Origin of the sequence: Parvibaculum sp., from assembly GCF_035325945.1 — a bacterium.
Taxonomy (GTDB): Bacteria; Pseudomonadota; Alphaproteobacteria; order Parvibaculales; family Parvibaculaceae; genus Parvibaculum.
The window spans coordinates 268,738-292,600 of record NZ_DAOKYX010000001.1 but is presented as its reverse complement, the minus strand read 5'-3'; the positions used below and the strand labels follow the sequence as shown (position 1 = coordinate 292,600).

Genomic DNA, 23,863 nt, shown 5'->3' with positions numbered 1-23,863 from the left:
CGCATCCATGGCCTTTCTCAGATCCATATCGAGACCCGAGCCCGCTCCCCTCATCATCGGCGACGGGGTGCGCCTGCGCAGCCCGCAAATGGGCGACTATGAGGAATGGGCGGCCTTGCGCGAGAAGAGCAGGGCCTTTCTCACGCCCTGGGAGCCGACCTGGCCCGAGGACGATCTCAGCAAGGCCTCCTACCGCCGCCGCACTCGCCGCTATCTGCGCGAGATCAGGGCAGACCGCGCCTACCCATTTTTTATCTTTCGCGAGGAAGATGGGGCGCTTGTCGGCGGATGTACGCTGTCGAACGTCCAGCGTGGGGTTCAGCAATCATGCGCGCTCGGCTATTGGGCGGGGGAAATCCATGCGGGGCGGGGCTATGTTACGCGGGCGGTGCGGGCGCTGATTCCCTATGTGTTCGAGGAGTTGAAACTTCATCGCCTGCAGGCGGCCTGTCTGCCGGAGAACGAGCGCTCCAAGGCCGTGCTTCGCAAATGCGGCTTCCGCGAGGAAGGATATGCGCGGGGCTATTTGAGGATAAATGGGGTGTGGCGCGATCATCTCGTCTTTGCCATTCTGCGCGACGACCCGCGGCCGTGAGATTTTGAGAAGGGGGACCGATGCGGCAAGTAGGCCTTGGGGCATGAACTGGAAAGTCGGGGGCTTTCCGGGCAAGTCATGCCCCGGAAGTTTCATTCAGCCGGGCGCGATCTTGTCGCAATTTCGTCTGCTCCGCCGCGCGCCGCGCATGACGGCCATGCGTGCGGCCGGCGCCTTCATGGTGCTGCTGTCCTGCGTCGTCTTCATGCCGTCCGCCGCGCGCGCGCTCGATGCGGTGGTGCTCGACGATCACCGTCCGGTCGTCAATCTGACGCCCTTCATGGAGCGCTATGAGGAGAAGGGCCGCAAGCTCACCATAGAAGCGCCGGAAGCAGCGCCCGCCGAGGAGGAGCCCGGCGCCGCGCAGAAGGCGCCGCCGCCCACCGCTCCCGCCGAAAAGGAAGCCGCACCCGAAGCCGATGGCGGCGACGCTGTGGATGATGGCAGGATCACGCTTTCCGATGGTTCCGAAGAGGCGAACGGCATCTGGCTTGCCACCGCGCTCCGCAATCGCGGCGAGGAACCCGCGAACCGCTATCTCATCGCCGACATGCGCGGCAAGGGCCTCCTCAACTTCCTCTGGCCCGTGCCTGCGCCGGGCGTCGATCGTGCCTATACGGCGGGTGCGGAAGATCCCCTTCGCATGCCCTCGGACGAGCGGCCGGGCTTTGCCGTTTTCTCTCTGACGGTCGATCCCGCAACGAGCGTCACCGTCGCGCTTCATTCCGACCGCCCGGAGCCGACCTCGCTCTATATGTGGAGCCCGGAGGCCTGGCAGTCCTTCAACCGGCGCCTGTCGCTCATTGAAGGCGGCATGCTCGGCGTCATCGCCGCGCTCGCCATCTATCTCGCGGCGCTCGCCGTTCTGACGCAGACGCCCGCCACGCGCGCGACCGCGCTTCTGCTCGCGGCGGGCTTTCTCGTCGAACTGGCGGAATTCGGCTATCTGGCGACCATGACGGGCGCATCGGCGCGCTGGGATTCGGTGATGCGAACGGGCGCGCTAGCACTGTTCTTAAGCGCCGTCTTCGCGCTCGAGCGTCATTTCCTCGATCTCGAGCGCCACGTCCGCTGGCAGTCGCAGTTTGCGCGCCTCCTCGCGCTCGCCGCGCCAGTGACAATTCTCGTCGCCATGCTGAGCCCGCCTGCCGGCGCGCTTCTCGTCAGGCTCGGGCTCATGCTCGCCCTCTTCGGCGGCGGGCCGCTTCTCGTCCTCGCGGCGCTTCGCGGCGTTCGCCCGGCCCAGCTTCTCATTCCGGGTACGGTGCTTTTCGGCCTTTCAGGATTTGTCGCGGCCTTCAATGCGTTCGGCTGGCTGCCGGGCTCCTTCATCGGCACGCCGCTCGCCATCGGCCTCTTCACGATCGCGCTCGTTCTCTTCGCCTTCGCCGCCGCCTATCAGGCGCAGGGCGGCAGGCGGCGCGCCGATGTGGGCGCAGTCCGCAGCGAGCAGCGCAACGCCTTCGCGCTTTCGGGCGCGCGGCAGGGCGTCTGGGACTGGGACATCACCGCCGACACGCTCTATGTCTCGCCCTCGGTCGAGGCGCTTCTCGGGCTCGATCCGGGCGCGCTTGGCGGCACCGAGGTCGCGTGGCGCGAGCACATGCATCCGGCGGACCGCGAATCCTACAGAAACGCGCTCAACAGCTATATCGGGCGCGGCAATGTCGCCTTCACCCTCGAATTCCGCATGCGGCATTCCGATGGCGCGTTTCGCTGGATCGCGCTCAATGCGAGCTGCGTTGCAGGGCCGGAGGGCTTCGCCAATCGCTGCGTCGGCACGGCAAGCGACATCACCCCGCGCAAGCTCGCGGAAGAACGCCTCTTCCACGACGCCGTGCATGACAGCCTGACCGGCCTTCCCAATCGCGCGCTCTTCATGGACCGGCTCGACCGCGCGATCCGCCGAACGAGCATGATGGACCGCCCGCGCGCGGCCCTTCTCCTCGTCGATCTCGACCGCTTCAAGACGGTGAATGACAGCCTCGGCCATTCCGGCGGCGATGCGCTTCTGATCGCGGTGGCGCGGCGGATCGAATCCCTCGTCACCCAGGAGGACACGGTCGCCCGCATCGACGGGGACGAGTTCGCCATTCTCCTCACAACGCGAACGCATCGGGACGATGCGCACGCCTTTGCCGAGGCACTGGCCGAGTTCCTTTCCCAGCCGATCGAGATCGCGGGCCATGAGGTCTTCCCGACCTCCTCCATCGGGGTCGCCATTTGCGAGGACAGCCACGAGCGGCCCGAGGAGCTTCTGAACGAAGCCGAGATCGCCATGTACCGCGCCAAGCGGTCGGGCAAGGCGCGCATCGAATTCTACGAAACGGGCATGCGCGGCGAATCCGAGGACCGGCTCGGCTTCGAGACCGATCTTCGCCATGCGCTCGAGCGGCGGGAACTCGAAATCTATTATCAGCCCATCGTTTCGCTGATGGACGGCAGCGTGCGCGGCTTCGAGGCGCTGGTGCGCTGGAACCACCCCCAGCAGGGCGTGCTCACGCCGGATCTCTTCGTGCCGCTCGCCGAGGAGCTTGGCCTCATCCACGATATCGGACGTTTCGCGCTGCGCGCCGCGAGCGAGGAGCTTGCGACCTGGCAGCGGCTCTTTCCTCTGGAGCGCCCGCTCTTTGCGAGTGTGAACGTGTCGAGCCGCCAGCTTCTCCGTCACGATCTCATCGAGGATGTGAAGCGCGTGCTGCGCCGCATCGACATCGTGCCCGGATCGCTGAAGCTCGAGGTCACGGAATCGCTCGTGATGGAGAACCCGGAATTCGCCGCGCAGGTTCTTGCCCGCGTGAAGGGGCTCGGCGCGGGGTTGTCGCTCGACGATTTCGGAACGGGCTATTCGAGCCTGTCCTATCTCCAGCGTTTCCCCTTCGATACGCTGAAGGTCGATCGCTCCTTCGTCGCCGGCATGGCGGCGGATCGCGAAACGCCAATGATCATCCGTTCCATGGTCACGCTGGCGCATGACCTCGGCATGGAGGTCGTTGCGGAGGGAACCGAAAGCGAGGAACAGGCGCGTGATCTCGCCGCCATGGGCTGCGACTATGGGCAGGGCTATTATTTCGGCCAGCCGATGCGCGCCGCCGAGGCGCTCGACTTCATCGCCCGAAATTCACGCTGATCTCAGGCGTGCCCGGCCTCGCCGGAGAGCAGCGACAGGTCGATGCCGAGCTTCGCCAGCGCGCGGTGATATTTGTCATCAAGGTCGGGGCCGAACAGCAATTCCGTGTCGGGGTCGCAATGGAGCCAGCCATTGGCCTGAATTTCGGCTTCGAGCTGGCCGGGGGCCCAGCCCGCATAGCCGAGCGCGAGAATGGCGTGGCGGGGCCCGTGCCCATGCGCGATGGCGCGCAGAATGTCGACGCTTGCGGTGAGCCCCACATCCTCATCGACGGGCAGGGTCGAATCCTCGGAGAAATAATCCTGCGTGTGAAGCAGGAAGCCGCGCCCCGCCTCGACCGGCCCGCCGACCAGAACGGGGCACTCGCTGCGGCCCGGACGGCGCAGGGGGCTCTCATTCGGCAGAGGAATGGACAGCTGATCGAGAAGATCGGGAAGCGTGATGTTCGGCGCGGGCTTGTTGACGACGATGCCCATGGCGCCCTCGGCATTGTGCACGCACATGTAGATGACCGTGCGCTCAAACCGGGCGTCGCCGATCGAGGGCATTGCGATGAGCATCTTGCCTTCGAGGAAGCCGTCCTCTCCGGCCTTGTAGCTCAGGTCTGACGACAATGGGCTCATGAAAAATATGTAGCTCCCACCGTGCTGCGCTCAAGGACCTTGCGAACATTTATATTTTCGCCTCTTGCGGCGTCGCTGTCACGTCCCAATAGGAGGAGAAACGCTCCATTCCGAGTAGGATGGAAAATACGCTCATCCTCATTTGTGGTGAGAAATGCGAAACAATCTCTCTCTCCGGCGATGCCGAAGGTGACGAAGATGCTCGAAGCGTGTGATCGGCCCGCAATGATCCGCCAAATCCTTTCCCGTTTCGTTTTGCCGGTCCTCATTCTCGCCGCATTATCCGCGCCCGCCCGCGCGGCCAATGGCGCGGATGGTGTGACGCTGCTCCGCCTCGTTGCGGCCGAAACGGGCCATGCGGGCCAGCCTTTCCTCGCCGGCATCGAGATGCGGCTTGCCGATGGATGGAAGACCTATTGGCGCAAGCCCGGAGATTCGGGGATCGCGCCGCGCTTCGACTGGTCGAAATCGGAAAATGTCGGCGCGGTCGATGTCGGCTGGCCCGCGCCGCAACGCTTCGACGCGCCGGGCGACATCACCTTCGGCTATGAGCACGAAGTCATCTGGCCGCTGCTGGTGACGCCGAAGGACGCCGCGAAGCCCGTAAGGCTCGCGCTCACCATGAGCTATGGCGTGTGCAGGGAGGTGTGCGTGCCGGGCGAGGCCGTGCTTTCGCTGACAGTGCCGGCCGCATCGAAGCCGCAGCCATCGGCAGAAGGCCAGCGCATTCGCGCCGCGCTCAGGCGCGTGCCGGTGGCCGAGGCGGCCGCGAAGCCCGCGGCGATTTCCGTGCGCTTCGAGGCGGAGCCATCGCCGCGGCTGCTCGTCGATTACGCGGTCGAGGGTGCAGTACCGCAACTCATCGTCCAGGGGCCGGACGGCTTCTGGTTCGGAACGCCTGAGGCCGCGCGACATGGTGGGACGGTCGCCTATGTGGTCCCCGTCGAACTCGAAAAGGGCACTGCGCCCCAAGGCGCCATAGTCACGCTCACATTTTCGACGCCGGACATGGCGTTAGAGGCGAAGCGCCGGATTCCCTGACCGGCGCTCACGAGCGCGTGAATTATGGAAGGCAGGCTGGCGGCAGGCGGTGATTGGCGCTTTAATGCCCGCGAATACGCGCCGCTCCCGACCCGCGGGAGCGCATCACAAAATTGGAGGCAAGAATGGCGATCAATGTCGGAGACCGGATTCCCGATGCCACGCTGATGAAGCTCGGCGACAAGGGCCCCGTGCCCGTCAAGGCGTCGGATTTTTTCAAGGGCCGGAAGGTCGTCGTCTTCGCGCTGCCTGGTGCTTTCACGCCGACCTGCTCGAACCAGCATCTGCCGGGCTTCATTCAGAAATCCGGTGACATCAAGGCGAAGGGCGTCGATGAGATCGCCTGCATCTCCGTCAACGACGCCTTCGTGATGGGCGCCTGGGGCAAGCAGCAGGGCGCCGAGGGCAAGGTGACGATGCTCGGCGACGGCAATGGCGAGTTCACGAAGAAGCTCGGCCTCGATTTCGACGGTTCGGGCTTCGGCATGGGCACGCGCAGCCTGCGCTACTCGATGCTGGTCGATGACGGCGTGGTGAAGAGCCTGAACAAGGAAGCGAACCCGGGCGAAGCGAAAATCTCCGGTGCGGAAAACATGCTTTCGCAGCTTTGATCGCCGCAAGCGGCACTTCAGAAGAATGGCGCCCCGGATTTTTGATCCGGGGCGTTTTCATATGCGGACAGAGACGATGCCGGGGCGGCTATTTTCCCGCCGTCTGCTTCTGGAATGGCTCCATGCCGCGCCGCGCCAGCTCGTCCGCGCGCTCGTTCTCCGCATGACCGGAATGGCCCTTGATCCAGTGCCAGCTTATGTCATGGGCTTCGATGGCAAGCTCCAGCCGCTTCCAGAGTTCGGCGTTCTTCACCGGCTTCTTGTCCGCGGTGCGCCAGCCATTGCGCTTCCAGTTGTGGATCCATTTCGTGATCCCGTCGCGCAGATAGATGGAATCGGTATGGAGCCGCACATGGGAGGAGCGCTTCAGCGCCTCGAGCGCCATGATCGCCGCCATGAGTTCCATCCGGTTGTTCGTGGTCTGAGCTTCGCCGCCGGAGATTTCCTTCTCATGGCCCTTGTAGCGAAGCACGGCGCCCCAGCCGCCGGGGCCCGGATTTCCCGAGCAGGCGCCATCGGTGAAGATGTCGATCGTGTCGGCGTGCGGCGTCATGCGTCGAGCCCGTAGGAGGCGGGCGAGGTGACGCCGCGATGGAAGCGCAGCCGTTTGAGATATTCGAGCGGGTCCTTGGGCTTCACGAAGGCGCCCGCCGGATGATTGAGCCAGTCATAGAGGCGGGTGAGGAGGAAGCGCATGGCGCTGCCGCGCGCAAGCAGGGGCAGGGCGGCAAGCTCCGCCGCATCGAGCGGCCGGACGGCGTTATAGGCCTGAAGCAGCGCGCGCGCCTTGGTGATGTTGAACGAGCCGTCGGCCTCGAAGCACCACGCATTGAGGCAGATTGCGAGGTCATAGGCGAGCGCATCGTTGCAGGCGAAATAGAAATCGAAGACGCCGGAGAGCTTCTCGCCGATGAAGAACACATTGTCGGGAAAGAGATCGGCGTGAATGACGCCTTGCGGCAGCGCGCCCGGCCATTCGCGCTCGAGGATTTCGAGTTCCGCTTCAAGCTCCGCGCCCAATCCCTTCGCGACCTCGTCGGCCCTGGCGCCGCAGGATTCGAGCAGCGGTCGCCAGCCCGAAACGCCGAGCGCGTTTTCGCGCGTGAGCGAGAAGTCGCGGCCCCCGATGTGAAAGGCGGCGAGCGCCCCGCCAAGCTCCGTGCAATGGCGCGGTTGCGGCCGGCGGATCGAAACGCCTTCGAGATAGCTGATGAGCGCGGCCGGCCGTCCGGCAAGCTCTCCGAGCATTTCGCCATGCCGGTTGCGCAGCGGCACCGGGCAGGCGATGCCCTTCGCCGCCAGATGGTTCATGAGCCCGAGAAAGAAGGGCAGGTCTTCCCGCGCCACGCGCTTTTCGTAGAGCGTCAGAAAGTAGATGCCCTTGTCCGTGTGGAGCATGAAGTTCGAGTTCTCGACGCCCTCCGCGATGCCCTTGTAGGAGAGCAGCCGGCCGAGGCCGTAAGGTTCGAGAAAGGCTTCGAGTTCGTCGTCCGCGACTTCCGTATAGACCGCCATCCCGAAACCCCGTCAGCCCGCGAGCGAGCGCGGCAGCTTGAACTGCATGGACTCGCGGGCGACCGCGACATCCTCGATGGTCACGTCGAAGCGGTCGTGAAAGGCGGCGATGACCTCCCTGACGAGAATGTCGGGCGCGCTCGCGCCTGCCGTGAGGCCGACGGTGTGCGGCTCGCCCAGCGCCTGCCAGTCGATGTCGGCCGCGCGCTGCACCAGAACCGAGCGGGGGCAGCCCGCGCGCTCCGCCACTTCGACGAGCCGCATCGAATTCGATGAGTTGGGCGCGCCGATGACGATGAGCGCGTCCGCGCGCGGCGCGATCGCCTTCACCGCGTCCTGGCGGTTGGTCGTCGCGTAGCAGATATCTTCCTTGTGCGGACCGACGATGCCGGGGAAGCGGCGCTGGAGCACGGCGACGATTTCCGCCGTATCGTCTACCGAAAGCGTCGTCTGGGTAACGAAGGCGAGCTTCTCCGCGTCGCGCGGGCGATAGGCTTCGGCGTCCGCCACCGTTTCGATGAGCCTCACCGCCCCCTCGGGAAGCTGGCCCATAGTGCCGATCACCTCCGGGTGCCCCTGATGCCCGATCAGGATGATCTCGAGACCGCGCGCATGAAGTCGCTCCGCTTCGATATGGACCTTGGAGACGAGCGGGCAGGTCGCGTCGAAATAGATGAGTTCGCGCCTCTTTGCTTCTTCGGGCACGGATTTCGGCACGCCATGGGCCGAGAAGATGACGCGGGCGCCCTCGGGCACCTCGTTCAGTTCCTCGACGAAGATCGCGCCCTTGCGTTCCAGCGCCTCGACGACGAAGCGGTTATGCACGATCTCGTGGCGCACATAGACCGGCGGGCCGAACTTCTCGAGCGCCATTTCGACGATCTGGATGGCCCGGTCCACGCCCGCGCAGAAGCCGCGGGGGCTCGCCAGGATCAGCGTGAGCTTCGGCTTCGGGGAAGGGTCGGTCATGGGCAACTCGTGCGGGTGTTCATCTCTGCACCTTGAGGCCGCAAGGGCCGGGCGCCTCGCGGGGGAGGCCGCCTGCTTGTGGCCCGGCGGACACTCCGATAAAGTGCCCGCGCCGCGTCGAGCGGCCCTGCTGCCATGCCTAACCGCATGAAAAGCAAGGCTTTCAGGGGGCCAATTCTGATCGGTAATAGAGGGGGCCTCACAGTGAAAGTCAAGAAACCAGGGCCGGGCGGCATCGGGGAGATTGCAACTCTTAATCGAGGCGAGTGACACGACGATGGCGTTTCCGATCGAACCGGCCGGCCAGGCGCGCCGCCTTGGCATTCCCTCTCCCCGGCGAATCGGCCTTGCCGCGCTGCTGCTCGCGCCGCTGGCGCTGGGCGGTTGCAGCTGGCTCGGCATGGGCAGCGACGATGAGGCAGACGTGCTGGCGGCCGCGCCGAAGCCCTGCCCGACCATCGGCGTGCTCGACGGGGCCGATCGCATCACCATGTTCAACGGCAGGGGGCTCGACCTCACCGATGTCGTCGTCCGTGGCGAAATCCGCAAGGCCGTGAGCAAATGCGAATATGACGATGGCGAAATCACCGTCGATGTCGCCTTTGACGGCCATGCCGACCTCGGCCCGGCCGCGACCTCGCGCGAGCTCAACCTGAAGGGCTTCATGACGGTCGTTCGCAACGGCCGCATCCGCGACAAGCAGGTCTTCGACATTCCGGTCGTCTTCGAGGGCACGGCGCGCACGGTACGTTTCCTCAAGACGATCGAGGACACGAAGCTCGCCTATGATGGCCGGCTCGATGGCTCGTCCTATGAGCTTCTCGTCGGCTTCCAGTTGTCGCCGGAAGAGCTTGAATACAACCGCAAGGTGCCCTCCACGCCCCTGAAATGAGGGCGAAGGCGAGGAAGCGCGGATTTCCGTGGAAAACGCCCGATTCGGCCCTGGACCCTGTCAGGCCGAGATTGACTCCCTTGGGCCCCTCCATATGATCTGCGCTGGCTTCGCGGGTCGAAGCCTGGACGTCATACAGATGAACCCTGCGGGAGAGACCGGAGCAAGCCTCCGGCGCCGAAGGAGCAACCGCCCCGGAAACTCTCAGGCAACCGGACCGCAGGGGGATGAAACTCTGGAAAGCAGGCGCCCGCCATATGGGACGCCTCACCGAAGGGCGTAAGCGGACGGGTTGAACCCGCACCCGCGAAATCTCTCAGGTTCCGCGACAGAGGGGGCGCCGACGACGAATTTCGTCGTGCAGCAGCCTTTGATGATTCGCGCGTTGAACCGAGAGACCGGAGCCCGATGACTACCCAACAGGACCATACCGAAGCCTTGAAGGTCACGCCGCTGCATGCGCTCCATGTCGAGCTGGGGGCGAAGATGGTGCCCTTCGCCGGCTATGACATGCCGGTGCAATACAAGGACGGCGTCCTTGCCGAGCATCTTCACACACGCGCGGCGGCCGGCCTTTTCGACGTTTCGCATATGGGGCAGGCCTGGATCGGGGGGCCGGATTTCGAGGCGGTGGCCCGCGCGCTGGAGGCGCTGGTTCCCGGCGATCTTCTGGGCCTCGCGCCCGGCGCCATCCGCTACACGCTGCTGCTGAACGACGAGGGCGGCATTCGCGACGATCTCATGGTGACGCGCCCCGTTGAGCCCGAGCGGGCCAACGCGCTTTTCGTCATCGTCAACGCGGCCTGCAAGGAGCGGGACTTCGCCCATATCGCGGCGAACCTTGCCCCGGGCATCACGCTGAAGCCGGTCACGGACCGTGCGCTTCTCGCCTTGCAGGGGCCGAAGGCGGAGGAGGTTCTGACGCGCTTCGCGCCGGACGCCCCCTCGCTCGATTTCATGCATGCACGGGTGATCGAGGTCGCAGGCATTCCCTGTTACGTCAGCCGCTCGGGCTATACGGGCGAGGACGGATTTGAGATCTCCCTGCCCGAGAAGGACGCCATGGCGCTGACGCGGAAGCTGCTCGCGGAGCCGGAGGTGAAGCCCATCGGCCTCGGCGCGCGCGATTCGCTGCGCCTCGAGGCGGGTCTCTGCCTCTACGGGCATGACATCGACGAGACGACGACGCCCATCGAGGCGGGCCTCGGCTGGACCATCGGCAAGCGCCGCCGCGAGGAAGCGAATTTTCCCGGCGCGAAGATCATCCTCGATCAGATCGCGAACGGCGCGGGCCGGAAGCGCGTTGGCCTTCTGCCCGAAGGCAAGGCGCCCGCGCGCGAAGGCACGGAGATCGTCGACAAGAGCGGCGGGAAGATCGGCACGATCACCAGCGGCGGCTATGGGCCGACCGTCGGTGGCCCCATCGCCATGGGCTATGTCGACACGGCAGAGGCGAAAACAGGCACAGAAGTCGAACTGATGGTGAGAGGAAAGGGACGTCCCGCAAGGATCGTCGCCATGCCTTTCATCGCGAAGCGTTTCCATCGAACGGAAAAGAAATAACAGGGGATAGTGATGAGCGAGATCCGCTTTACCGATCAGCATGAGTGGGTGCGTGTCGACGGCGACATCGCCACGATCGGGATCACAGACTACGCGCAGGAACAGCTCGGCGACGTCGTCTATGTCGAGCTGCCGGAAGTCGGCAAGTCCATCGCGCAGGGCGATGAGGCGGCGGTCGTCGAAAGCGTCAAGGCGGCGAGCGAGGTCTATGCGCCCGTCTCCGGCGAGATCGTCGAGGTGAATGCCGATCTCGAAGCGGCGCCCGGCGGCGTCAATGAGGACGCGATGGGCAAGGGCTGGTTCGTGAAGCTCCGGCTTGCCGACAAGGCCGAATTCGAAAAGCTCATGGATGAAGACGCTTACAAGAGCTTCATCGAAGGGCTCGCCTGACACATCAATTTCGCCGTCATGGCCCGGTCGAGCCGGGCCGTGGCGGAACGGGAACCGGTGAACTCCGAACGATTGGTCTGAACCATGCGTTACCTGCCACTGACCGATGCCGATCGCCGCGACATGCTTGGCGTCATCGGCGTGAAGAGTGTCGACGATCTTTTCCGCGATGTACCCGAACGGGCGCGGCGCGACGGCCTTGTCGATCTGCCGCGCCGGCAGGGCGAACTCGAGGTCGAGCGCGCGCTGTCGAAAATGGCGGCGAAAAATATCGCGGCAGGCTCCGTGCCCTTCTTCATCGGCGGCGGCGCCTATCGCCATCATGTGCCCGCGACCGTCGATCATCTGATCCAGCGTTCGGAGTTCCTCACCTCCTACACGCCCTATCAGCCCGAGATCACGCAAGGCACGCTGCAATATCTCTTCGAGTTCCAGACGCAGGTGGCGATGCTGACCGGCATGGATGTGGCGAACGCCTCCATGTATGACGGCTCGACGGCCTGCGCGGAGGCGGTGCTGATGGCGCATCGCGTGACGAAGCGCAAGAAGGCCGTGCTTTCCGGCACGCTTCATCCCCACTACCGCGCCGTTGTCGAAAATCTCTGCGAGGCGGGCGGCGATCCCGTCGAGGCGCTCGGCCCGGCGCTACCCGATCGCGCGGAAGACATCATCGCGCGCATCGGCGACGATACGAGCTGCGTCGTCGTGCAGTCGCCATCCTTCTTCGGCGAGCTGATCGACCTGGCGCCGATCGCCGAGGCAGCCCATGCGAAGGGCGCGCTCCTCATCGCCGTGGTGCCGGAGGTCGTGTCGCTCGGCCTCGTCACGCCGCCCGGCGAGATGGGCGCTGACATCGTCGTCGGCGAGGGGCAGTCCATCGGCAACGGCCTCAATTTCGGCGGGCCCTATCTCGGCCTCTTCGCCACGCGCACCAAATATGTCCGCCAGATGCCGGGCCGCCTTTGCGGCGAGACGGTAGATGCCTCCGGCAAGCGCGGCTTCGTGCTGACGCTCTCGACGCGCGAACAGCATATCCGCCGTGAAAAGGCGACATCGAACATCTGCACCAATTCCGGCCTCTGCTCGCTCGCCTTCACGATCCATCTCTCGCTTCTGGGCGAGGAGGGCTTCAAGCGTCTCGCGCGTATCAACCATGCGAACGCGGTCAGGCTTGCCGAAGGGCTCGCATCGGTGAAGGGCGTAGAGGTTCTCAATTCGGCCTTCTTCAACGAGTTCTCGATCCGCCTGCCCAAGCCGGCGGCCGCCGTTGTCGATGCGCTGGCCGACGGGGGCGTGCTTGGCGGGCTGCCGGCGAACCGCCTCACCCCCGGCGATGCCTCGCTCGAAAATGTTCTGATCGTCGCGTCGACCGAAGTGAACACGGATGACGACCGCGCGCAGTATGTGGCCGCGCTGAAGGAGGTGCTGTGATGTCGGTCATGAACAGCAGGGGCCGGCCCACGACGCCGGGCGAGGTGACGCATGCCGAGGTCGAGACTTTCACTGGCAACAGGGGCCTGCGTCTGGAAGAGCCGCTGATCTTCGAACTCGACAATCCGGGCGCTTCTGGCGTCGATTTCGACGAGCCCGCGCCCGTCGCCTCGCGCCTCGGCGCGCTCGAGCGCAAGGGACGCATCGGCCTTCCGGGGATATCCGAGCCGGATGTGATGCGCCATTACGTGCGCCTGTCGCGCATGAATTATTCGATCGATGCCGGGCTCTATCCGCTCGGCTCCTGCACGATGAAGCACAATCCGCGCCTCAACGAGAAGATGGCGCGCCTGCCGGGCTTCGCCGACGTGCATCCGCTCCAGCCGCAAAAGACGGTGCAGGGCGCACTCGAACTCATGGACACGCTCGCACACTGGCTGAAGGAGCTGACCGGCATGCCCGCCGTCGCCATGTCGCCCAAGGCGGGCGCGCATGGCGAGCTTTGCGGCATGATGGCGATCCGCGCCGCGCTGGTGGCGCGTGGCGAGAGCGAGACACGCACCCGCGTGCTCGTTCCTGAATCCGCACACGGAACGAACCCTGCCACCGCCGCGCTTCTGCGCTACAAGGTCGATGCGATCCCGGCGACCGAGGACGGCCGCGTCGATCTCGCCGCCTTCAAGGCCAAGCTCGGGCCCGACGTCGCCGCGATCATGCTCACCAATCCGAACACATGCGGGCTCTTCGAGCGCGACATCATCGAGATCGCCGACGCGGTGCATGAGGCGGGCGCCTATTTCTATTGCGACGGCGCGAATTTCAACGCCATTGTCGGCCGCGTGCGTCCGGGCGATCTCGGCATCGATGCGATGCACATCAACCTGCACAAGACCTTCTCGACGCCGCATGGCGGCGGCGGTCCGGGCGCGGGGCCGGTCGTGCTCTCCGCCGCGCTCGCGCCTTTCGCGCCGCTTCCCTATGTGGTGCATGGCGATGAGGGCTTCCGCTTCGTCGAGACGGATGAGGAGGCAAAGGCCGACGGCACGAGGCCGCTCGGCCGCATGGTCGCCTTCCACGGCCAGATGGGCATGTTCGTGCGCGCGCTCGCCTATATGATGAGCCACGGCTCGGACGGGCTGAGGCAGGTCGCCGAGGATGCCGTGCTGAACGCCAACTACGTTCTCGCCTCGCTCAAGGATCATCTCTCCGCGCCCTTCGAGGGTCCGTGCATGCATGAGGCGCTTTTCGACGACCGCTTCCTCAAGGGCACGGGCGTCGAGACGCTCGACTTCGCCAAGGCGATGATCGACGAGGGCTACCACCCGATGACCATGTACTTCCCGCTGGTGGTGCATGGCGCGCTTCTCATCGAGCCGACGGAAACGGAATCGAAGCACACGCTCGATCAGTTCATCGGCACGCTGAAGCATCTGGCGCAGGCGGCGAAGGGCAACGACAAGTCGCTCTTCACCGGCGCGCCGCATTTTGCCCCCCGCCATCGGCTCGACGAGACACAGGCTGCCCGCAGCCCCGTGCTGCGGTGGCAGGCGCCGGCGCCGAAGCAGGCGGCCGAGTAGGGCGGCGAAGCGGGCGGCGCGACGCAATATGGATGAGGCGGTCTTTCTCGATCTCGCGCTCGCCAATCCGGTCAACAAGGTGATTGCCGAGCGCCTTCCGGCGCTCGGCCTTCCCGATGCCTGGCTCGTTTCCGGCTCGCTCTTCCAGTCCGTCTGGAACGGCCTCACCGGCCGCGGCGTGCTTCACGGCATCAAGGATTACGATATTTTCTATTTCGATCCGGACACGTCGTGGGAGGCGGAGGACAGGGTCATCCGCCAATGCGCCTCCCTCCTTGCCGATCTCGGCGCGCCGGTCGAAGTCCGCAATCAGGCTCGCGTCCACCTCTGGTATCCGCAGAAATTCGGCATCGCCTATCCGCCGCTCGCCAGCGCGACGGAAGGGATCGACCGCTTCCTCGCTCCGGCGTCCATGGTGGGGCTTTCGCTTTCCGGCGCCGCGCGGCGGGTCTATGCGCCGCGTGGTCTCGCGGATGTCGGCGTGATGATCGTCCGCCCGAGCGGGGTCCCTAATTTCAGCTCTGAACGCTATGCGGAAAAGGCCGCCCGCTGGAAGGCGTCCTGGCCGGAAGTGACCGTGATCCCGGCCTGAGCCTCGATGCGGTCCGATGTGCCGGCGCTTGCTTGCGGAAAATCTTCCGCTATATGAGCGGCCGCTTTTGCGGCTAAAGTGCGGGCACGGCGCGGGGCTTCCGCGACCGCCGCAAGGTTAATCCCGAAGGATTTGAGGCATGGGCATCACGGGCCGGAATTTCGTGGAAGCGTATCTCTCCGACTCGCTCGCCACGCTCGACGCTTTCGCCAGGGATGCGGCGGCGGTGCAAAATCTGAACGCCATGGCCGATGTCATCGGCGATGCGCTCGAAGCTGGCAACAAGGTGCTGATCGCGGGCAATGGCGGCAGCGCGGCCGATGCGCAGCACATTGCGGGCGAATTGCTCTCGCGCCTCTTCTTCGACCGCAGCCCGCTGCCCGCCATCGCGCTCACCACCGACACGTCGGTCCTCACCGCGATCGGCAACGACTATGGCTATGAGAAGATTTTCGAGCGGCAGGTGCTGGGCCTCGGCCGTCCGGGCGACATCTTCCTTGGCATCTCGACTTCCGGCAAATCGCCCAATGTGATGCTGGCGCTCGATGCCGCCAAGGCGCGCGGCCTCGTCACCATCGGTTTCACCGGCGCGGCCGGCGGCGAGATGGCGGGGAAGTGCGACCACATTCTCAAGGCGCCGTCGGCCAAGACCTCGATCATCCAGCAGATCCACATCGTCGCGGCACATATCGTCTGCGCGCTGGTGGAGGAGAGGCTGTTCGGCGCGGCAAGACGCGGCTGACGCGGCCGGTCAGGTCGCCCGGAGGCGCTCCACGAAAAAGGCGATGACGCGCTTCGCCGCTTCCCTTGTCGGCTCGCCATCCCGGTCGATGAGGTCTTCAGTCAGCACCGAGTGAGGCCGCGGCTCGGGCGATTGCGGATTGGCGAATTTATCGTCGATCTCGATGCCCTCGAATGCGTCGCCCAGCTCGCGCCGCAGCGTTTCGAACCGTTCGGCAGGCGAAGTGACATCGCCCTTGAAGCGGAGGCCGAGCACCTTGTCGCCTTTCGCGCAGCGCTCCTTCAGGCATTGAAGTTCCACAGGCGAAACATGAAGCGCGGCCTTCCGCTCCGCGCCGAAGGGGAAAGGCAACGAGGGCTGCGAAAGCACGGGCGCCATGAGCGCGGGCTCCATCATCATGGAGAGCGCGAAATTGCCCGAGAAGCACATGCCGATGGCGCCGACGCCCTTTCCTCCCGCCTCTTCATGCGCATGGCGAGCGAGCGCCCTCAGCCATTCCGTCACCGGGCTCGAGCGATGGCTGGCGAGAACGTGGAACTCGCGGCTGATGCAGATCCTGGCGAGCGACTTCAGCACATAGCCCGTGGAGACGGGGCGGCCCGCCTCGCCGACAAGGAGCGGCATATAGACACGAAAGCCCGCATCGACGACCCAGTCGGCAAAGCGCACCACATTGGGCGTAATGCCCGGAAGTTCGTGGATGACGATGACGGCCGGTCCATGACCGCGCGTATAGACGGGCTTCGTCTCGCCCGCATGAGTGAACTCGCCAGGCGTATATCTCTCGAGCATGCGTTTCCCCTTCATCCCTTCTTGATGCCGCGGAATGCACGCCTGCGCGGAAGCAGCGCCGTTTCTCCATAGCGATCCACCACGCTCACGCTGAAGCCCGCCTCGCGCAGCGCGGCAATGACGTCGGCCTGCGGATAGAGAAATTGTACATGGCGCTCCTCGCTGCGCCGCCAGCCCTTGCCCGTGGCGCGAAAGGTGATGATGTCCCGCGTGATGCGCCGCGCCTTCTGATCCTCGCGCGCATCGGTGAGAACGGCCCAGTCCTTGCCCGCGCGCCAACCTCTCGCGGTAAGGCTCGGCGTTCGTGCAGGCATGATGAGATCGAAAAGAAAAAGCCCGCCCGCAGGCAGCGCCCTTGCGACGCGGCGGAAGAGGGGGAGGAGGGGAGGCGCCTTCCGCGCGCTCTCGCCTGCATAGTTCAGCACCTCGCCAATGGCGGTTACGGCATCGCATGGCGGGATCGGCGCGCTGCGAACGGGCGCGAGCAGGAACCGCGCGGCGGGCGCGGTCCTCCTGGCCAGCTGGAGAAAGGCGGACGACTGGTCTATGCCGAGGCCATGAAAGCCCGCCGCCGTGACCTCGCTCAGAAGCTCGCCGCTGCCGCAGCCGAGATCGACGACGAGGCCTCCCGCCCGGCCCGCCTTCCTCAGCGCAGAGACGATTTCGTGCGCCGCTGTTGTGCCGCCGGAGCTGAAGCCCTCATGATGGATGAATGCCAGATCTTCGCCATAGGTCTCGGCCATGAAGCACCCCGATGCTGCCCGGGGCCGATTCTAGATCAATTTACGGACCTGCGAAGCGCTTCATGCCGCGCAAGGGCAGGGGGCCCGAAAAGCAGAAAGCCCCGCCTTTTCGGGCGGGGCTTCCGGTTGATCTTGTGGGGGCCGCTCAGTGCAGCTTCGAGGGCAGTTCCGAGATCGACTGCTCGATGATGGACGCATCCTTCGCCGTATCGACCTTGCCGGCGATGAGTTCCTTCGCGGCGGTGACGGCGACTTCTGCCGCTGCCGCGCGCACTTCCTGCAGGGCCTGCGTTTCGGCCTGACGGATCTTGTCTTCCGCCTGCTTCTGGCGGCGCTCGACCTGGGCCTGCATGTTCGCCCGCGTCTCGACGGCGAGGCGCTCGGCCTCGACCTTCGCCTGGGCGATGATCGCTTCCGCTTCCTTCATCGCTTCCTCCTGCTTGCGCTTGTAGGAGGCGAGAAGTTCCTGGGCTTCCTCGCGCAGGCGGCGCGCCTGATCGAGTTCACCGGCGATTTCGTTCGAGCGCTTGTCGAGCTGGGCGGCAAGCATTCCGGGAACCTTCAGGTAGATCGTGATGCCGAAGAAGATCAGCACCGCGACCAGAACCCAGAACGGACCGGTGGCAAGAATTTCCATGACCTAGCTCCGTTTCAGCGCGGCATCGACCGCACGTTCGGTCGCCGCCTTGTCGGCGTCTTCGCCCAGAAGCCGGGCCACGACCGCGCCTGCCACATCGACCGCAACGCTGCGGACATTGGCGAGCGCCGCCGTCTTCGTCGAGGCGATGCTGGTTTCGGCCTGAGCGATCTTCTCGGCGAGCTTTGCCTCGATATCGGCCTTTTGGCGTTCGGTCTCGGCCGCAAGCGTGTCGCGCGTATCCTGCGCGATGGCATGGGCTCTGGAGCGCGCTTCCGCCAGCGCCTTTTCATAGGCGGCGATGGCGCTGTCCGTCTGCTGCTTTGCCGCCGCAGCCGCTTCGAGATCGGAAGCGATGCGGGAGCGACGGGCCTCGATCACGCTGGCGAAGCGGGGAAGCGCAACACGCGACATCACCACATAAAGCACGCCGAAGACGATGACGAGCCAGATGACCTGGGAAGAGAAGGTTTCCGAATTGAAGGGCGGAAACCCGGTGCTGTGCTGTTCCTGCGGGACGCCGGTTTCGGTCGTCACCTGATCGGCGGCAAGCGTCGCCGGCGCAGTGTGCGCGTCGACATGCGTGGACGTGCCGCTATTGATCGCCTCGTCTTGGGCCATCTGAGACTCCAGTTTGGCACTTCAGCCAATCGAATACCGGTGAGCGGAAAGCCTGCTGGCCGCACGGCGTGCGCGCGGCCAGCAGCCGGTCGAAAAGCAGATCAGGCGAACAGGAGGATCAGCGCGACGAGCAGCGAGAAGATGCCGAGCGCTTCCGTCACGGCGAAGCCGAAGATCAGACGGCCGAACTGGCCATCGGCAGCCGAGGGATTGCGCAGCGCGCCGGCGAGGTAGTTGCCGAAGATCGTGCCGAGGCCAATGCCCGCGCCGCCCATGCCGAGGCAGGCGATACCGGCGCCAATGAACTTTGCTGCTTCTGCGTCCATAACCAATGCTCCTTCAGGGGTTGTCTGGGTAGTCCTTGGGAGCGGCCCGACGCCGCTCCAAACCTTGTTGTGTCAGCCTTTTCGGCTTCCGCTCGGGGTCCGGCTCAGTGCTGCGGATGCAGCGCGTCGCGCAGATACATGCATGTCAGAATGGCGAAGACATAGGCCTGCAGCGCGGCCACGAGCAGTTCCAGCGCCACGAGCGCCACGATCATGGCGAGCGGCAGGATCGCGCCGAGCCAGCCGGCTGCGCCCATCGCGCCGAAGCTCAGAACGAAGCCCGCGAAGACTTCGAGCGTGATGTGGCCGGCGAGCATGTTCGCGAAAAGACGGACCGAGTGACTGATTGGCCGCGAAATGTAGGAGATGACCTCGATCATGACCACGAGCGGCAGCAGCAGCGCGGGCACGCCCTGCGGCACGAAGAGGCCGAAGAACTTGAAGCCGTGCAGATAGATGCCCGTCAGCGTCACGCCGATGAAAACGACGATGGCCAGCATGAAGGTGACGATGATGTGGCTCGTCACGCTGAAGCCATAGGGGTTCAGCCCCACCAGATTGGCGAAGAGGATGAACATGAAGAGCGTGAACACGAAGGGGAAGAAGCGCATGGCGTCGTGTCCCGCCGAGTCGCGCACCATATCGACGACGAAATCGTGGAGCATTTCAGCCGCGGCCTGGAAGCGGCCGGGGACGAGCGCCTTCTTGCTGATTCCGAAAACCGTGAAGCCGATCACCAGAAGCCCGGTGATGATCATCCACAGGCTCGCATTGGTGAAGGAGACGTCGATGCCGCCGATCTGCAGAGGCACGATCTTCTGAACGACGAACTGATGCAACGGGTCGACCGGAAAACTTCCCTGCGCGTGCTCGGCTGTAGCCACGATGCCTTACCTTTTGTCGTCGGGCTTCCGCCCGGCCTGATCCTGCTTCGCCTCGCCCGACTGCCGGGCCTTGTCCATTTCCCGCGTCGCGCGAAGCACGTTCCTTACTCCGGCCACCGTACCGAGCCCCATGAAGATGATGAGGCAGATGGGCGATATGCCGAAAACCTTATCGATCCCCCAGCCAATCGCCGCGCCGACAAGCACGCCTGAGACCATCTCCGATGACAATCGGAGCGCGACGCCCATGTCGGACGACCTGCTGGAGGCCGCTACTTTCTCCGGCTCGCTGCGGGCCCACTTCGCAGATTTGCGCGCCGCCTGGATACGCTGACCCAGATCGGCAAGCGCCTCCTCGTCGGCCTTTGAGGGGCTGCTGCCGTGTCGAGTTCCATGACTCTCTTCGTCAGCCAAACTCTCGCTCCGCCGTCCAGAAGGCCCAGTAAAACTGCGTCGAAACTGCGCGAGCCCCGCCTTAAGCCGGGCGCACCCTACTTGTGGGGCTTTTGCCTGTCAAGAACCGGGTAATGCTTCCTAACCCTTTGTGTTGAAAGGGGAATTTAGCGCTTTGTGGCGATGCGGCAATCGGCTCCGCCGCAAAGGCGAGTCGCGGGCCGCAAATAGAGGGAAAAGGCCCCTCCGAAGGAGGGGCCGCCAGCCTGATTCCCGGGCCTCAGGAGGCCTCGCGGAAGCGCTCCGCGCCCTCCAGATCGACCGAAACGAGCGTCGAGACGCCGCGCTCCTGCATGGTCACGCCGAAAAGGCGGTTCATCCGCGCCATGGTGAGGGCGTGGTGGGTGATGATGAGGAAGCGCGTATCGGTCGTGCGCGTCATCTCTTCCATCAGGTCGCAGAAGCGCTCGACATTGGCGTCGTCGAGCGGGGCGTCGACTTCGTCCAGCACGCAGATGGGCGAAGGATTGGTCAGGAAGACCGCGAAGATGAGCGACATGGCCGTCAGCGCCTGCTCGCCGCCCGAAAGCAGCGACATGACCTGAAGGCGCTTGCCCGGCGGGCGGGCATAGATTTCGAGGCCCGCTTCCAGCGGATCTTCCGATTCAGTGAGCTTCAGATGCGCCTCGCCGCCGCCGAAGAGATGAGTGAAGAGGCGCGAGAAATTCGCGTTCACCTTCTCAAAGGCTTCGAGCATGCGCTCGCGGCCTTCGCGATTGAGGCTGCCGATGGCCTGGCGGAGCTTTGCGATGGCGCTGACGAGGTCCTCGCGCTCCGTGGTCATGGTGGTGAGTTGTTCGGTCAGTTCGCGGGCCTCTTCCTCGGCGCGAAGATTGACGCCGCCGAGCCCCTCGCGCTCCCGCTTCAGCCGCTCGAATCTGGCGTCGATCTGCTCGATGGTCGGCAGTTCCGCGCCTTCCTCGAGATTGGCCTGGGCGAGCGCGTCGGCGGGCTCGCATTCGAGCGCCTCGCGAACCCGCTCCTCCGTTTCCCGGAGCCGCTCGCGCGCGCCTTCGACAAGGCCGTCGATGCGGGCGCGGTCCTCGCGCGCCTCGCCGAGATGCGCCTGGAATTCACGGGCGAGTTTCGCGCATTCCGAAAGCCGCGAATCGGCGGCCGCAAGCGCGTCGGCCGCGCTCGAGCGCGCGGCTTCCGCTTCGGCGATATGGTCGATGAGCGTGATGCGCTTTGCCTCGATTTCGGCGGGAATGCCCTCGACCAACTGCAACTCGCCCAGCGCTTCGTCCTGTCGCGTCTCGAGCGTCGCGATCTGGTGTTCGGCATTGGAAGCCCGAAGCGCCCATGCCTCGCTCTCCTGCGCGATGGCGGCGAGCCGGCGCGTGCGCGCCTCCGCCTCGCGGCGAATGCTCTCATGCTGCGCGCGGGCCTCGGCAAGTTCGAGGCGAAGCGATGACACAAGCTCGCGAAGCTCGTTCGCGCGAAGGCGGAGGTTCTCGTCGGACGGCAGTTCGGAGAGCTGGACTTCCGCTTCCTCCTGCGCGCGGGTCGCCTCCTTCATGTCGCCGGTGAGGCGCTCATGGGCTTCGGCGAGGGCGGCAAGCCGCGTTAGTTGCGCGGACGCCGCGCGTTCGGCGGCAGCCAGAGCTTCGCGGATGCGGTTCTGCTCGGCCTGCGCCTCGCGCTGGGCGCGCCGCGCATCCTGCTCGCGGGCAAGCGCGTCTTCGGCGGCAAGGCGCGCGGCCTCGAAGGCGGCGCGGGTCTCGGAGGCGAAAGCGCGCGCTTCCTGAAGCTGCGCCTCCACATCCGCGAGGCGGTTGCGCTGCTCGAGGCGGCGGGCGGAAGCGGTCGGCGCATCGGCCGCGGCCGTGTATCCATCCCAGCGCCAGAGCGCGCCTTCGCGCGTGACGAGCCGCTGGCCGGGCTTCAACTCGCTCTGGAGCCTCTTGCCGTCGACGGCATCGACGACGCCGATCTGCGACAGGCGGCGGGAAAGCGCCGCGGGCCCGCGCACGAATTGCGACAGGGGAAGCGCGCCCTGGGGCAGGGCGGGCGTGACCTCGAACTCCGGCAGCGCGTCCCAGTGGACGGGAGCGGCGACATTGCCCGGCACGGCGAGATCATCGCCCAGCGCCGCGCCCAGCGCCGTTTCGTAACCATGCTCGACGTGAACCGCGTCGATCATCGGCGGCCAGAGATCGCTCTCGCCGACGGCGAGAAGGTCGGCGAGCGTCTTTGCCTCGGCGGCAAGATCGCCGGCCTTGCGCTCGGCGACCTGCATGGGCTCGCGTGAGGCCTTTTCAGCGTCCTGCGCTGCCGCACGCGCTTCCTCCGCATCGAGCGCGGCATATTCGGCCGCCTCTGCGCGCGCGGCGGCGGCATCGAGTTCGGCCGACTGCAGCTCGATCTCGGCCTGCTTCTCGGCGGCGTCGGCGAGCGAAGCCTGCTCGCTCGCGATTTCCTCGATCTGGCGGGCGACGCGCTCCATCCGCGCACGGCCGGATTCGATCGCCTTTTCGAGGCTTTGGCGCTCCGCAGTGAGCCGGGCGATCTCGCGATTGAGCTGGTCGAGTTCGCTTTCGCGCGAGGAAAGGGTCGCCTGCGTCTCCTCGACACGCGCCTCGGCGATGGCCTGCGCCTCGGCCTGTCCTTCTTCCGCGCCGCGAAGCTCCACCGCTTCCGCCTCGAGCCGCGCGATGGCGCCGCGCGTGTCCTCGATCAGATGGCGCTCGCGGGCGAGGTCGTGGCCGATCTGCTCGATGCGGGCGTTGAGTCGCTGGGCTTCGCCTCTTGCGCGGGCTTCCTCCGCATCGAGATTGCCGCGCTCGATGGTGAGGCGGTGAAGGCGCGCTGCCTCCTGCGCTTCCCGGTCGCGCAGCGCGGGCAGGGTCTCCGCCGCATCGGCCTCGGCGACGCTTGCGGCCGCCGCCTCGCGCGTCAGTTCCGCGACACGCGCATCGGTGGCGACGAGGCGCTCTTCTTCATGCTTCAGCGCGTTGACCGCATGGGTCCATTTGAGGTGAAGCTGGATCGCCTCGGTTTCGCGGATCTGGCTGGAAAGGTTGCGGTAGCGCACCGCCTGCCGCGCCTGCCGCTTGAGGCTCGCAAGCTGGGATTCGAGCTGGGCGACGACGTCGTCGAGGCGGGTGAGGTTCGTTTCCGCCGCCTTCAGGCGAAGCTCCGCCTCGTGCCGGCGCGTATAAAGGCCGGTGATGCCGGCCGCCTCTTCGAGAATGCGGCGGCGATTGATCGGTTTCGACGAGATGAGCTGCGCGATCTGCCCCTGCCGCACAAGGGCGGGGGATTGCGCGCCGGTGGAAGCGTCGGCGAAGAGAAGCTGCACGTCGCGCGCGCGCACCTCGCGGCCATTGATGCGGTAGGTCGAGCCCTGATCGCGCTCGATCTTGCGCGAGACCTCGATCACCTCGCAGTCATTATAGGCAGCGGGCGCCGAGCGGTCGGCATTGTCGATGAAGAGCGTGACTTCCGCGTGGTTGCGCGCCGGCCTCCCGGTCGTGCCTGCGAAGATCACGTCTTCCATGCCCGAGCCGCGCATGTTCTTGAACGAGTTCTCGCCCATCACCCAGCGCAGCGCCTCGAGCAGGTTCGACTTGCCGCAGCCATTGGGGCCGACGACGCCGGTCAGCCCGGGCTCGATGATGAGATCGGTCGGATCGACGAAGGACTTGAAGCCTGAGAGACGCAGCCGGTTGAACTTCACGTTGAGCCCGATTCTGGATTGGAGGCCGAAAGAGGCCCGGGCGGCGTCCGCCCGGGG

Annotated in this window: 23 protein-coding genes and 1 riboswitch; of the genes, 11 read left to right on the top strand and 12 right to left on the bottom strand. The window is 65.5% G+C overall.

Going from position 1 to position 23,863, the window contains the following annotated elements; genetic code table 11:
* The first annotated feature begins 7 nt into the window (after positions 1-7).
* Complete coding sequence (locus PKA57_RS01425; protein ID WP_324297134.1) at positions 8-595, top strand: GNAT family protein; 588 nt, start codon at positions 8-10, stop codon at positions 593-595.
* Between the two features lie 148 nt (positions 596-743).
* Positions 744-3,725, top strand: a complete 2,982-nt coding sequence (locus PKA57_RS01420) for an EAL domain-containing protein (protein WP_324297133.1) — start codon at positions 744-746, stop codon at positions 3,723-3,725.
* A 2-nt stretch (positions 3,726-3,727) separates the two neighbouring features.
* Here PKA57_RS01420 and PKA57_RS01415 read toward each other — a convergent pair whose 3' ends face one another.
* Positions 3,728-4,348 (bottom strand): YqgE/AlgH family protein, encoded by a 621-nt coding sequence (locus PKA57_RS01415; protein ID WP_324297132.1) that lies wholly within the window; start codon positions 4,346-4,348, stop codon positions 3,728-3,730.
* A 225-nt stretch (positions 4,349-4,573) separates the two neighbouring features.
* Here PKA57_RS01415 and PKA57_RS01410 point away from each other — a divergent pair, with 225 nt between their 5' ends.
* Together PKA57_RS01410 and PKA57_RS01405 are read left to right on the top strand one after the other, a co-directional pair.
* The gene (locus tag PKA57_RS01410) at positions 4,574-5,389 is read left to right on the top strand and encodes a protein-disulfide reductase DsbD domain-containing protein (RefSeq protein ID WP_324297131.1); all 816 of its coding nucleotides are present in this window, start codon (positions 4,574-4,576) and stop codon (positions 5,387-5,389) included.
* Between the two features lie 125 nt (positions 5,390-5,514).
* Positions 5,515-6,000 carry a peroxiredoxin gene (locus PKA57_RS01405; RefSeq protein ID WP_324297130.1) on the top strand — a complete coding sequence of 162 codons (486 nt, stop codon included), beginning with the start codon at positions 5,515-5,517 and terminating at the stop codon, positions 5,998-6,000.
* An 88-nt stretch (positions 6,001-6,088) separates the two neighbouring features.
* Here PKA57_RS01405 and rnhA read toward each other — a convergent pair whose 3' ends face one another.
* Genes rnhA through ispH form a run of 3 tightly spaced genes read right to left on the bottom strand, consistent with a single transcriptional unit; the run spans position 6,089 to position 8,484 of the window.
* Positions 6,089-6,553 carry a ribonuclease HI gene (gene rnhA / locus PKA57_RS01400; protein WP_324297129.1) on the bottom strand — a complete coding sequence of 155 codons (465 nt, stop codon included), beginning with the start codon at positions 6,551-6,553 and terminating at the stop codon, positions 6,089-6,091.
* Positions 6,550-7,515, bottom strand: a complete 966-nt coding sequence (locus PKA57_RS01395; protein WP_324297128.1) for a homoserine kinase — start codon at positions 7,513-7,515, stop codon at positions 6,550-6,552. Before PKA57_RS01395 ends, rnhA begins: the two co-directional genes overlap by 4 nt.
* A gap of 12 nt (positions 7,516-7,527) precedes the next feature.
* Positions 7,528-8,484 (bottom strand): 4-hydroxy-3-methylbut-2-enyl diphosphate reductase, encoded by a 957-nt coding sequence (gene ispH, locus PKA57_RS01390; RefSeq protein WP_324297127.1) that lies wholly within the window; start codon positions 8,482-8,484, stop codon positions 7,528-7,530.
* Positions 8,485-8,761: 277 nt separating this feature from the next.
* Here ispH and PKA57_RS01385 point away from each other — a divergent pair, with 277 nt between their 5' ends.
* The 7 genes from PKA57_RS01385 to PKA57_RS01355 all read left to right on the top strand — a co-directional run bounded on the left by PKA57_RS01385 (position 8,762) and on the right by PKA57_RS01355 (position 15,671).
* Positions 8,762-9,376, top strand: coding sequence for a hypothetical protein (locus tag PKA57_RS01385; RefSeq protein WP_324297126.1), 615 nt, complete (start codon positions 8,762-8,764; stop codon positions 9,374-9,376).
* Positions 9,377-9,515: 139 nt separating this feature from the next.
* Positions 9,516-9,606, top strand: a riboswitch (glycine riboswitch).
* 178 nt (positions 9,607-9,784) lie between these two features.
* Complete coding sequence (gene gcvT / locus PKA57_RS01380) at positions 9,785-10,939, top strand: glycine cleavage system aminomethyltransferase GcvT (RefSeq protein WP_324297125.1); 1,155 nt, start codon at positions 9,785-9,787, stop codon at positions 10,937-10,939.
* A 12-nt stretch (positions 10,940-10,951) separates the two neighbouring features.
* Positions 10,952-11,329, top strand: coding sequence for a glycine cleavage system protein GcvH (gene gcvH / locus PKA57_RS01375; protein WP_324297124.1), 378 nt, complete (start codon positions 10,952-10,954; stop codon positions 11,327-11,329).
* Between the two features lie 84 nt (positions 11,330-11,413).
* Positions 11,414-12,760: an aminomethyl-transferring glycine dehydrogenase subunit GcvPA gene (gcvPA, locus tag PKA57_RS01370; RefSeq protein ID WP_324297123.1), complete on the top strand. Its 1,347-nt coding sequence runs from the start codon at positions 11,414-11,416 to the stop codon at positions 12,758-12,760.
* 8 nt (positions 12,761-12,768) lie between these two features.
* Entirely contained in the window at positions 12,769-14,337 is a 1,569-nt protein-coding gene (gene gcvPB, locus PKA57_RS01365; RefSeq protein WP_324297258.1) for an aminomethyl-transferring glycine dehydrogenase subunit GcvPB, read from the top strand.
* Positions 14,338-14,365: 28 nt separating this feature from the next.
* Complete coding sequence (locus tag PKA57_RS01360; protein WP_324297122.1) at positions 14,366-14,929, top strand: nucleotidyltransferase family protein; 564 nt, start codon at positions 14,366-14,368, stop codon at positions 14,927-14,929.
* A gap of 139 nt (positions 14,930-15,068) precedes the next feature.
* Positions 15,069-15,671: a D-sedoheptulose 7-phosphate isomerase gene (locus PKA57_RS01355; protein ID WP_324297121.1), complete on the top strand. Its 603-nt coding sequence runs from the start codon at positions 15,069-15,071 to the stop codon at positions 15,669-15,671.
* Positions 15,672-15,680: 9 nt separating this feature from the next.
* On the opposite strand, the gene PKA57_RS01350 is transcribed toward PKA57_RS01355, so the two are convergent.
* From PKA57_RS01350 to smc, 8 genes are all read right to left on the bottom strand, one after another.
* Positions 15,681-16,463: a dienelactone hydrolase family protein gene (locus PKA57_RS01350; RefSeq protein WP_324297120.1), complete on the bottom strand. Its 783-nt coding sequence runs from the start codon at positions 16,461-16,463 to the stop codon at positions 15,681-15,683.
* Between the two features lie 11 nt (positions 16,464-16,474).
* A complete protein-coding gene (locus PKA57_RS01345) occupies positions 16,475-17,206 on the bottom strand; it encodes a class I SAM-dependent methyltransferase (protein ID WP_324297119.1) in 732 nt (243 codons plus the stop codon).
* A gap of 145 nt (positions 17,207-17,351) precedes the next feature.
* Positions 17,352-17,843 (bottom strand): ATP F0F1 synthase subunit B, encoded by a 492-nt coding sequence (locus PKA57_RS01340; RefSeq protein WP_324297118.1) that lies wholly within the window; start codon positions 17,841-17,843, stop codon positions 17,352-17,354.
* Between the two features lie 3 nt (positions 17,844-17,846).
* The gene (locus tag PKA57_RS01335) at positions 17,847-18,464 is read right to left on the bottom strand and encodes a F0F1 ATP synthase subunit B (RefSeq protein WP_324297117.1); all 618 of its coding nucleotides are present in this window, start codon (positions 18,462-18,464) and stop codon (positions 17,847-17,849) included.
* Positions 18,465-18,565: 101 nt separating this feature from the next.
* Complete coding sequence (locus tag PKA57_RS01330) at positions 18,566-18,790, bottom strand: F0F1 ATP synthase subunit C (protein WP_324297116.1); 225 nt, start codon at positions 18,788-18,790, stop codon at positions 18,566-18,568.
* A gap of 104 nt (positions 18,791-18,894) precedes the next feature.
* Positions 18,895-19,674: a F0F1 ATP synthase subunit A gene (locus tag PKA57_RS01325; protein WP_324297115.1), complete on the bottom strand. Its 780-nt coding sequence runs from the start codon at positions 19,672-19,674 to the stop codon at positions 18,895-18,897.
* 6 nt (positions 19,675-19,680) lie between these two features.
* Positions 19,681-20,088, bottom strand: coding sequence for an AtpZ/AtpI family protein (locus PKA57_RS01320; RefSeq protein ID WP_324297114.1), 408 nt, complete (start codon positions 20,086-20,088; stop codon positions 19,681-19,683).
* A gap of 259 nt (positions 20,089-20,347) precedes the next feature.
* The gene (gene smc, locus PKA57_RS01315) at positions 20,348-23,806 is read right to left on the bottom strand and encodes a chromosome segregation protein SMC (protein WP_324297113.1); all 3,459 of its coding nucleotides are present in this window, start codon (positions 23,804-23,806) and stop codon (positions 20,348-20,350) included.
* Positions 23,807-23,863: the final 57 nt, after the last annotated feature.

Coding starts and splice junctions, on each gene's coding strand:
- PKA57_RS01425 (WP_324297134.1), top strand. CDS start 8: ATGGCCTTTCTCAGATCCATATCGAGACCCGAGCCCGCTCCCCTCATC.
- PKA57_RS01420 (WP_324297133.1), top strand. CDS start 744: ATGACGGCCATGCGTGCGGCCGGCGCCTTCATGGTGCTGCTGTCCTGC.
- PKA57_RS01415 (WP_324297132.1), bottom strand. CDS start 4,348: ATGAGCCCATTGTCGTCAGACCTGAGCTACAAGGCCGGAGAGGACGGC.
- PKA57_RS01410 (WP_324297131.1), top strand. CDS start 4,574: ATGATCCGCCAAATCCTTTCCCGTTTCGTTTTGCCGGTCCTCATTCTC.
- PKA57_RS01405 (WP_324297130.1), top strand. CDS start 5,515: ATGGCGATCAATGTCGGAGACCGGATTCCCGATGCCACGCTGATGAAG.
- rnhA (WP_324297129.1), bottom strand. CDS start 6,553: ATGACGCCGCACGCCGACACGATCGACATCTTCACCGATGGCGCCTGC.
- PKA57_RS01395 (WP_324297128.1), bottom strand. CDS start 7,515: ATGGCGGTCTATACGGAAGTCGCGGACGACGAACTCGAAGCCTTTCTC.
- ispH (WP_324297127.1), bottom strand. CDS start 8,484: ATGACCGACCCTTCCCCGAAGCCGAAGCTCACGCTGATCCTGGCGAGC.
- PKA57_RS01385 (WP_324297126.1), top strand. CDS start 8,762: ATGGCGTTTCCGATCGAACCGGCCGGCCAGGCGCGCCGCCTTGGCATT.
- gcvT (WP_324297125.1), top strand. CDS start 9,785: ATGACTACCCAACAGGACCATACCGAAGCCTTGAAGGTCACGCCGCTG.
- gcvH (WP_324297124.1), top strand. CDS start 10,952: ATGAGCGAGATCCGCTTTACCGATCAGCATGAGTGGGTGCGTGTCGAC.
- gcvPA (WP_324297123.1), top strand. CDS start 11,414: ATGCGTTACCTGCCACTGACCGATGCCGATCGCCGCGACATGCTTGGC.
- gcvPB (WP_324297258.1), top strand. CDS start 12,769: ATGAACAGCAGGGGCCGGCCCACGACGCCGGGCGAGGTGACGCATGCC.
- PKA57_RS01360 (WP_324297122.1), top strand. CDS start 14,366: ATGGATGAGGCGGTCTTTCTCGATCTCGCGCTCGCCAATCCGGTCAAC.
- PKA57_RS01355 (WP_324297121.1), top strand. CDS start 15,069: ATGGGCATCACGGGCCGGAATTTCGTGGAAGCGTATCTCTCCGACTCG.
- PKA57_RS01350 (WP_324297120.1), bottom strand. CDS start 16,463: ATGCTCGAGAGATATACGCCTGGCGAGTTCACTCATGCGGGCGAGACG.
- PKA57_RS01345 (WP_324297119.1), bottom strand. CDS start 17,206: ATGGCCGAGACCTATGGCGAAGATCTGGCATTCATCCATCATGAGGGC.
- PKA57_RS01340 (WP_324297118.1), bottom strand. CDS start 17,843: ATGGAAATTCTTGCCACCGGTCCGTTCTGGGTTCTGGTCGCGGTGCTG.
- PKA57_RS01335 (WP_324297117.1), bottom strand. CDS start 18,464: ATGGCCCAAGACGAGGCGATCAATAGCGGCACGTCCACGCATGTCGAC.
- PKA57_RS01330 (WP_324297116.1), bottom strand. CDS start 18,790: ATGGACGCAGAAGCAGCAAAGTTCATTGGCGCCGGTATCGCCTGCCTC.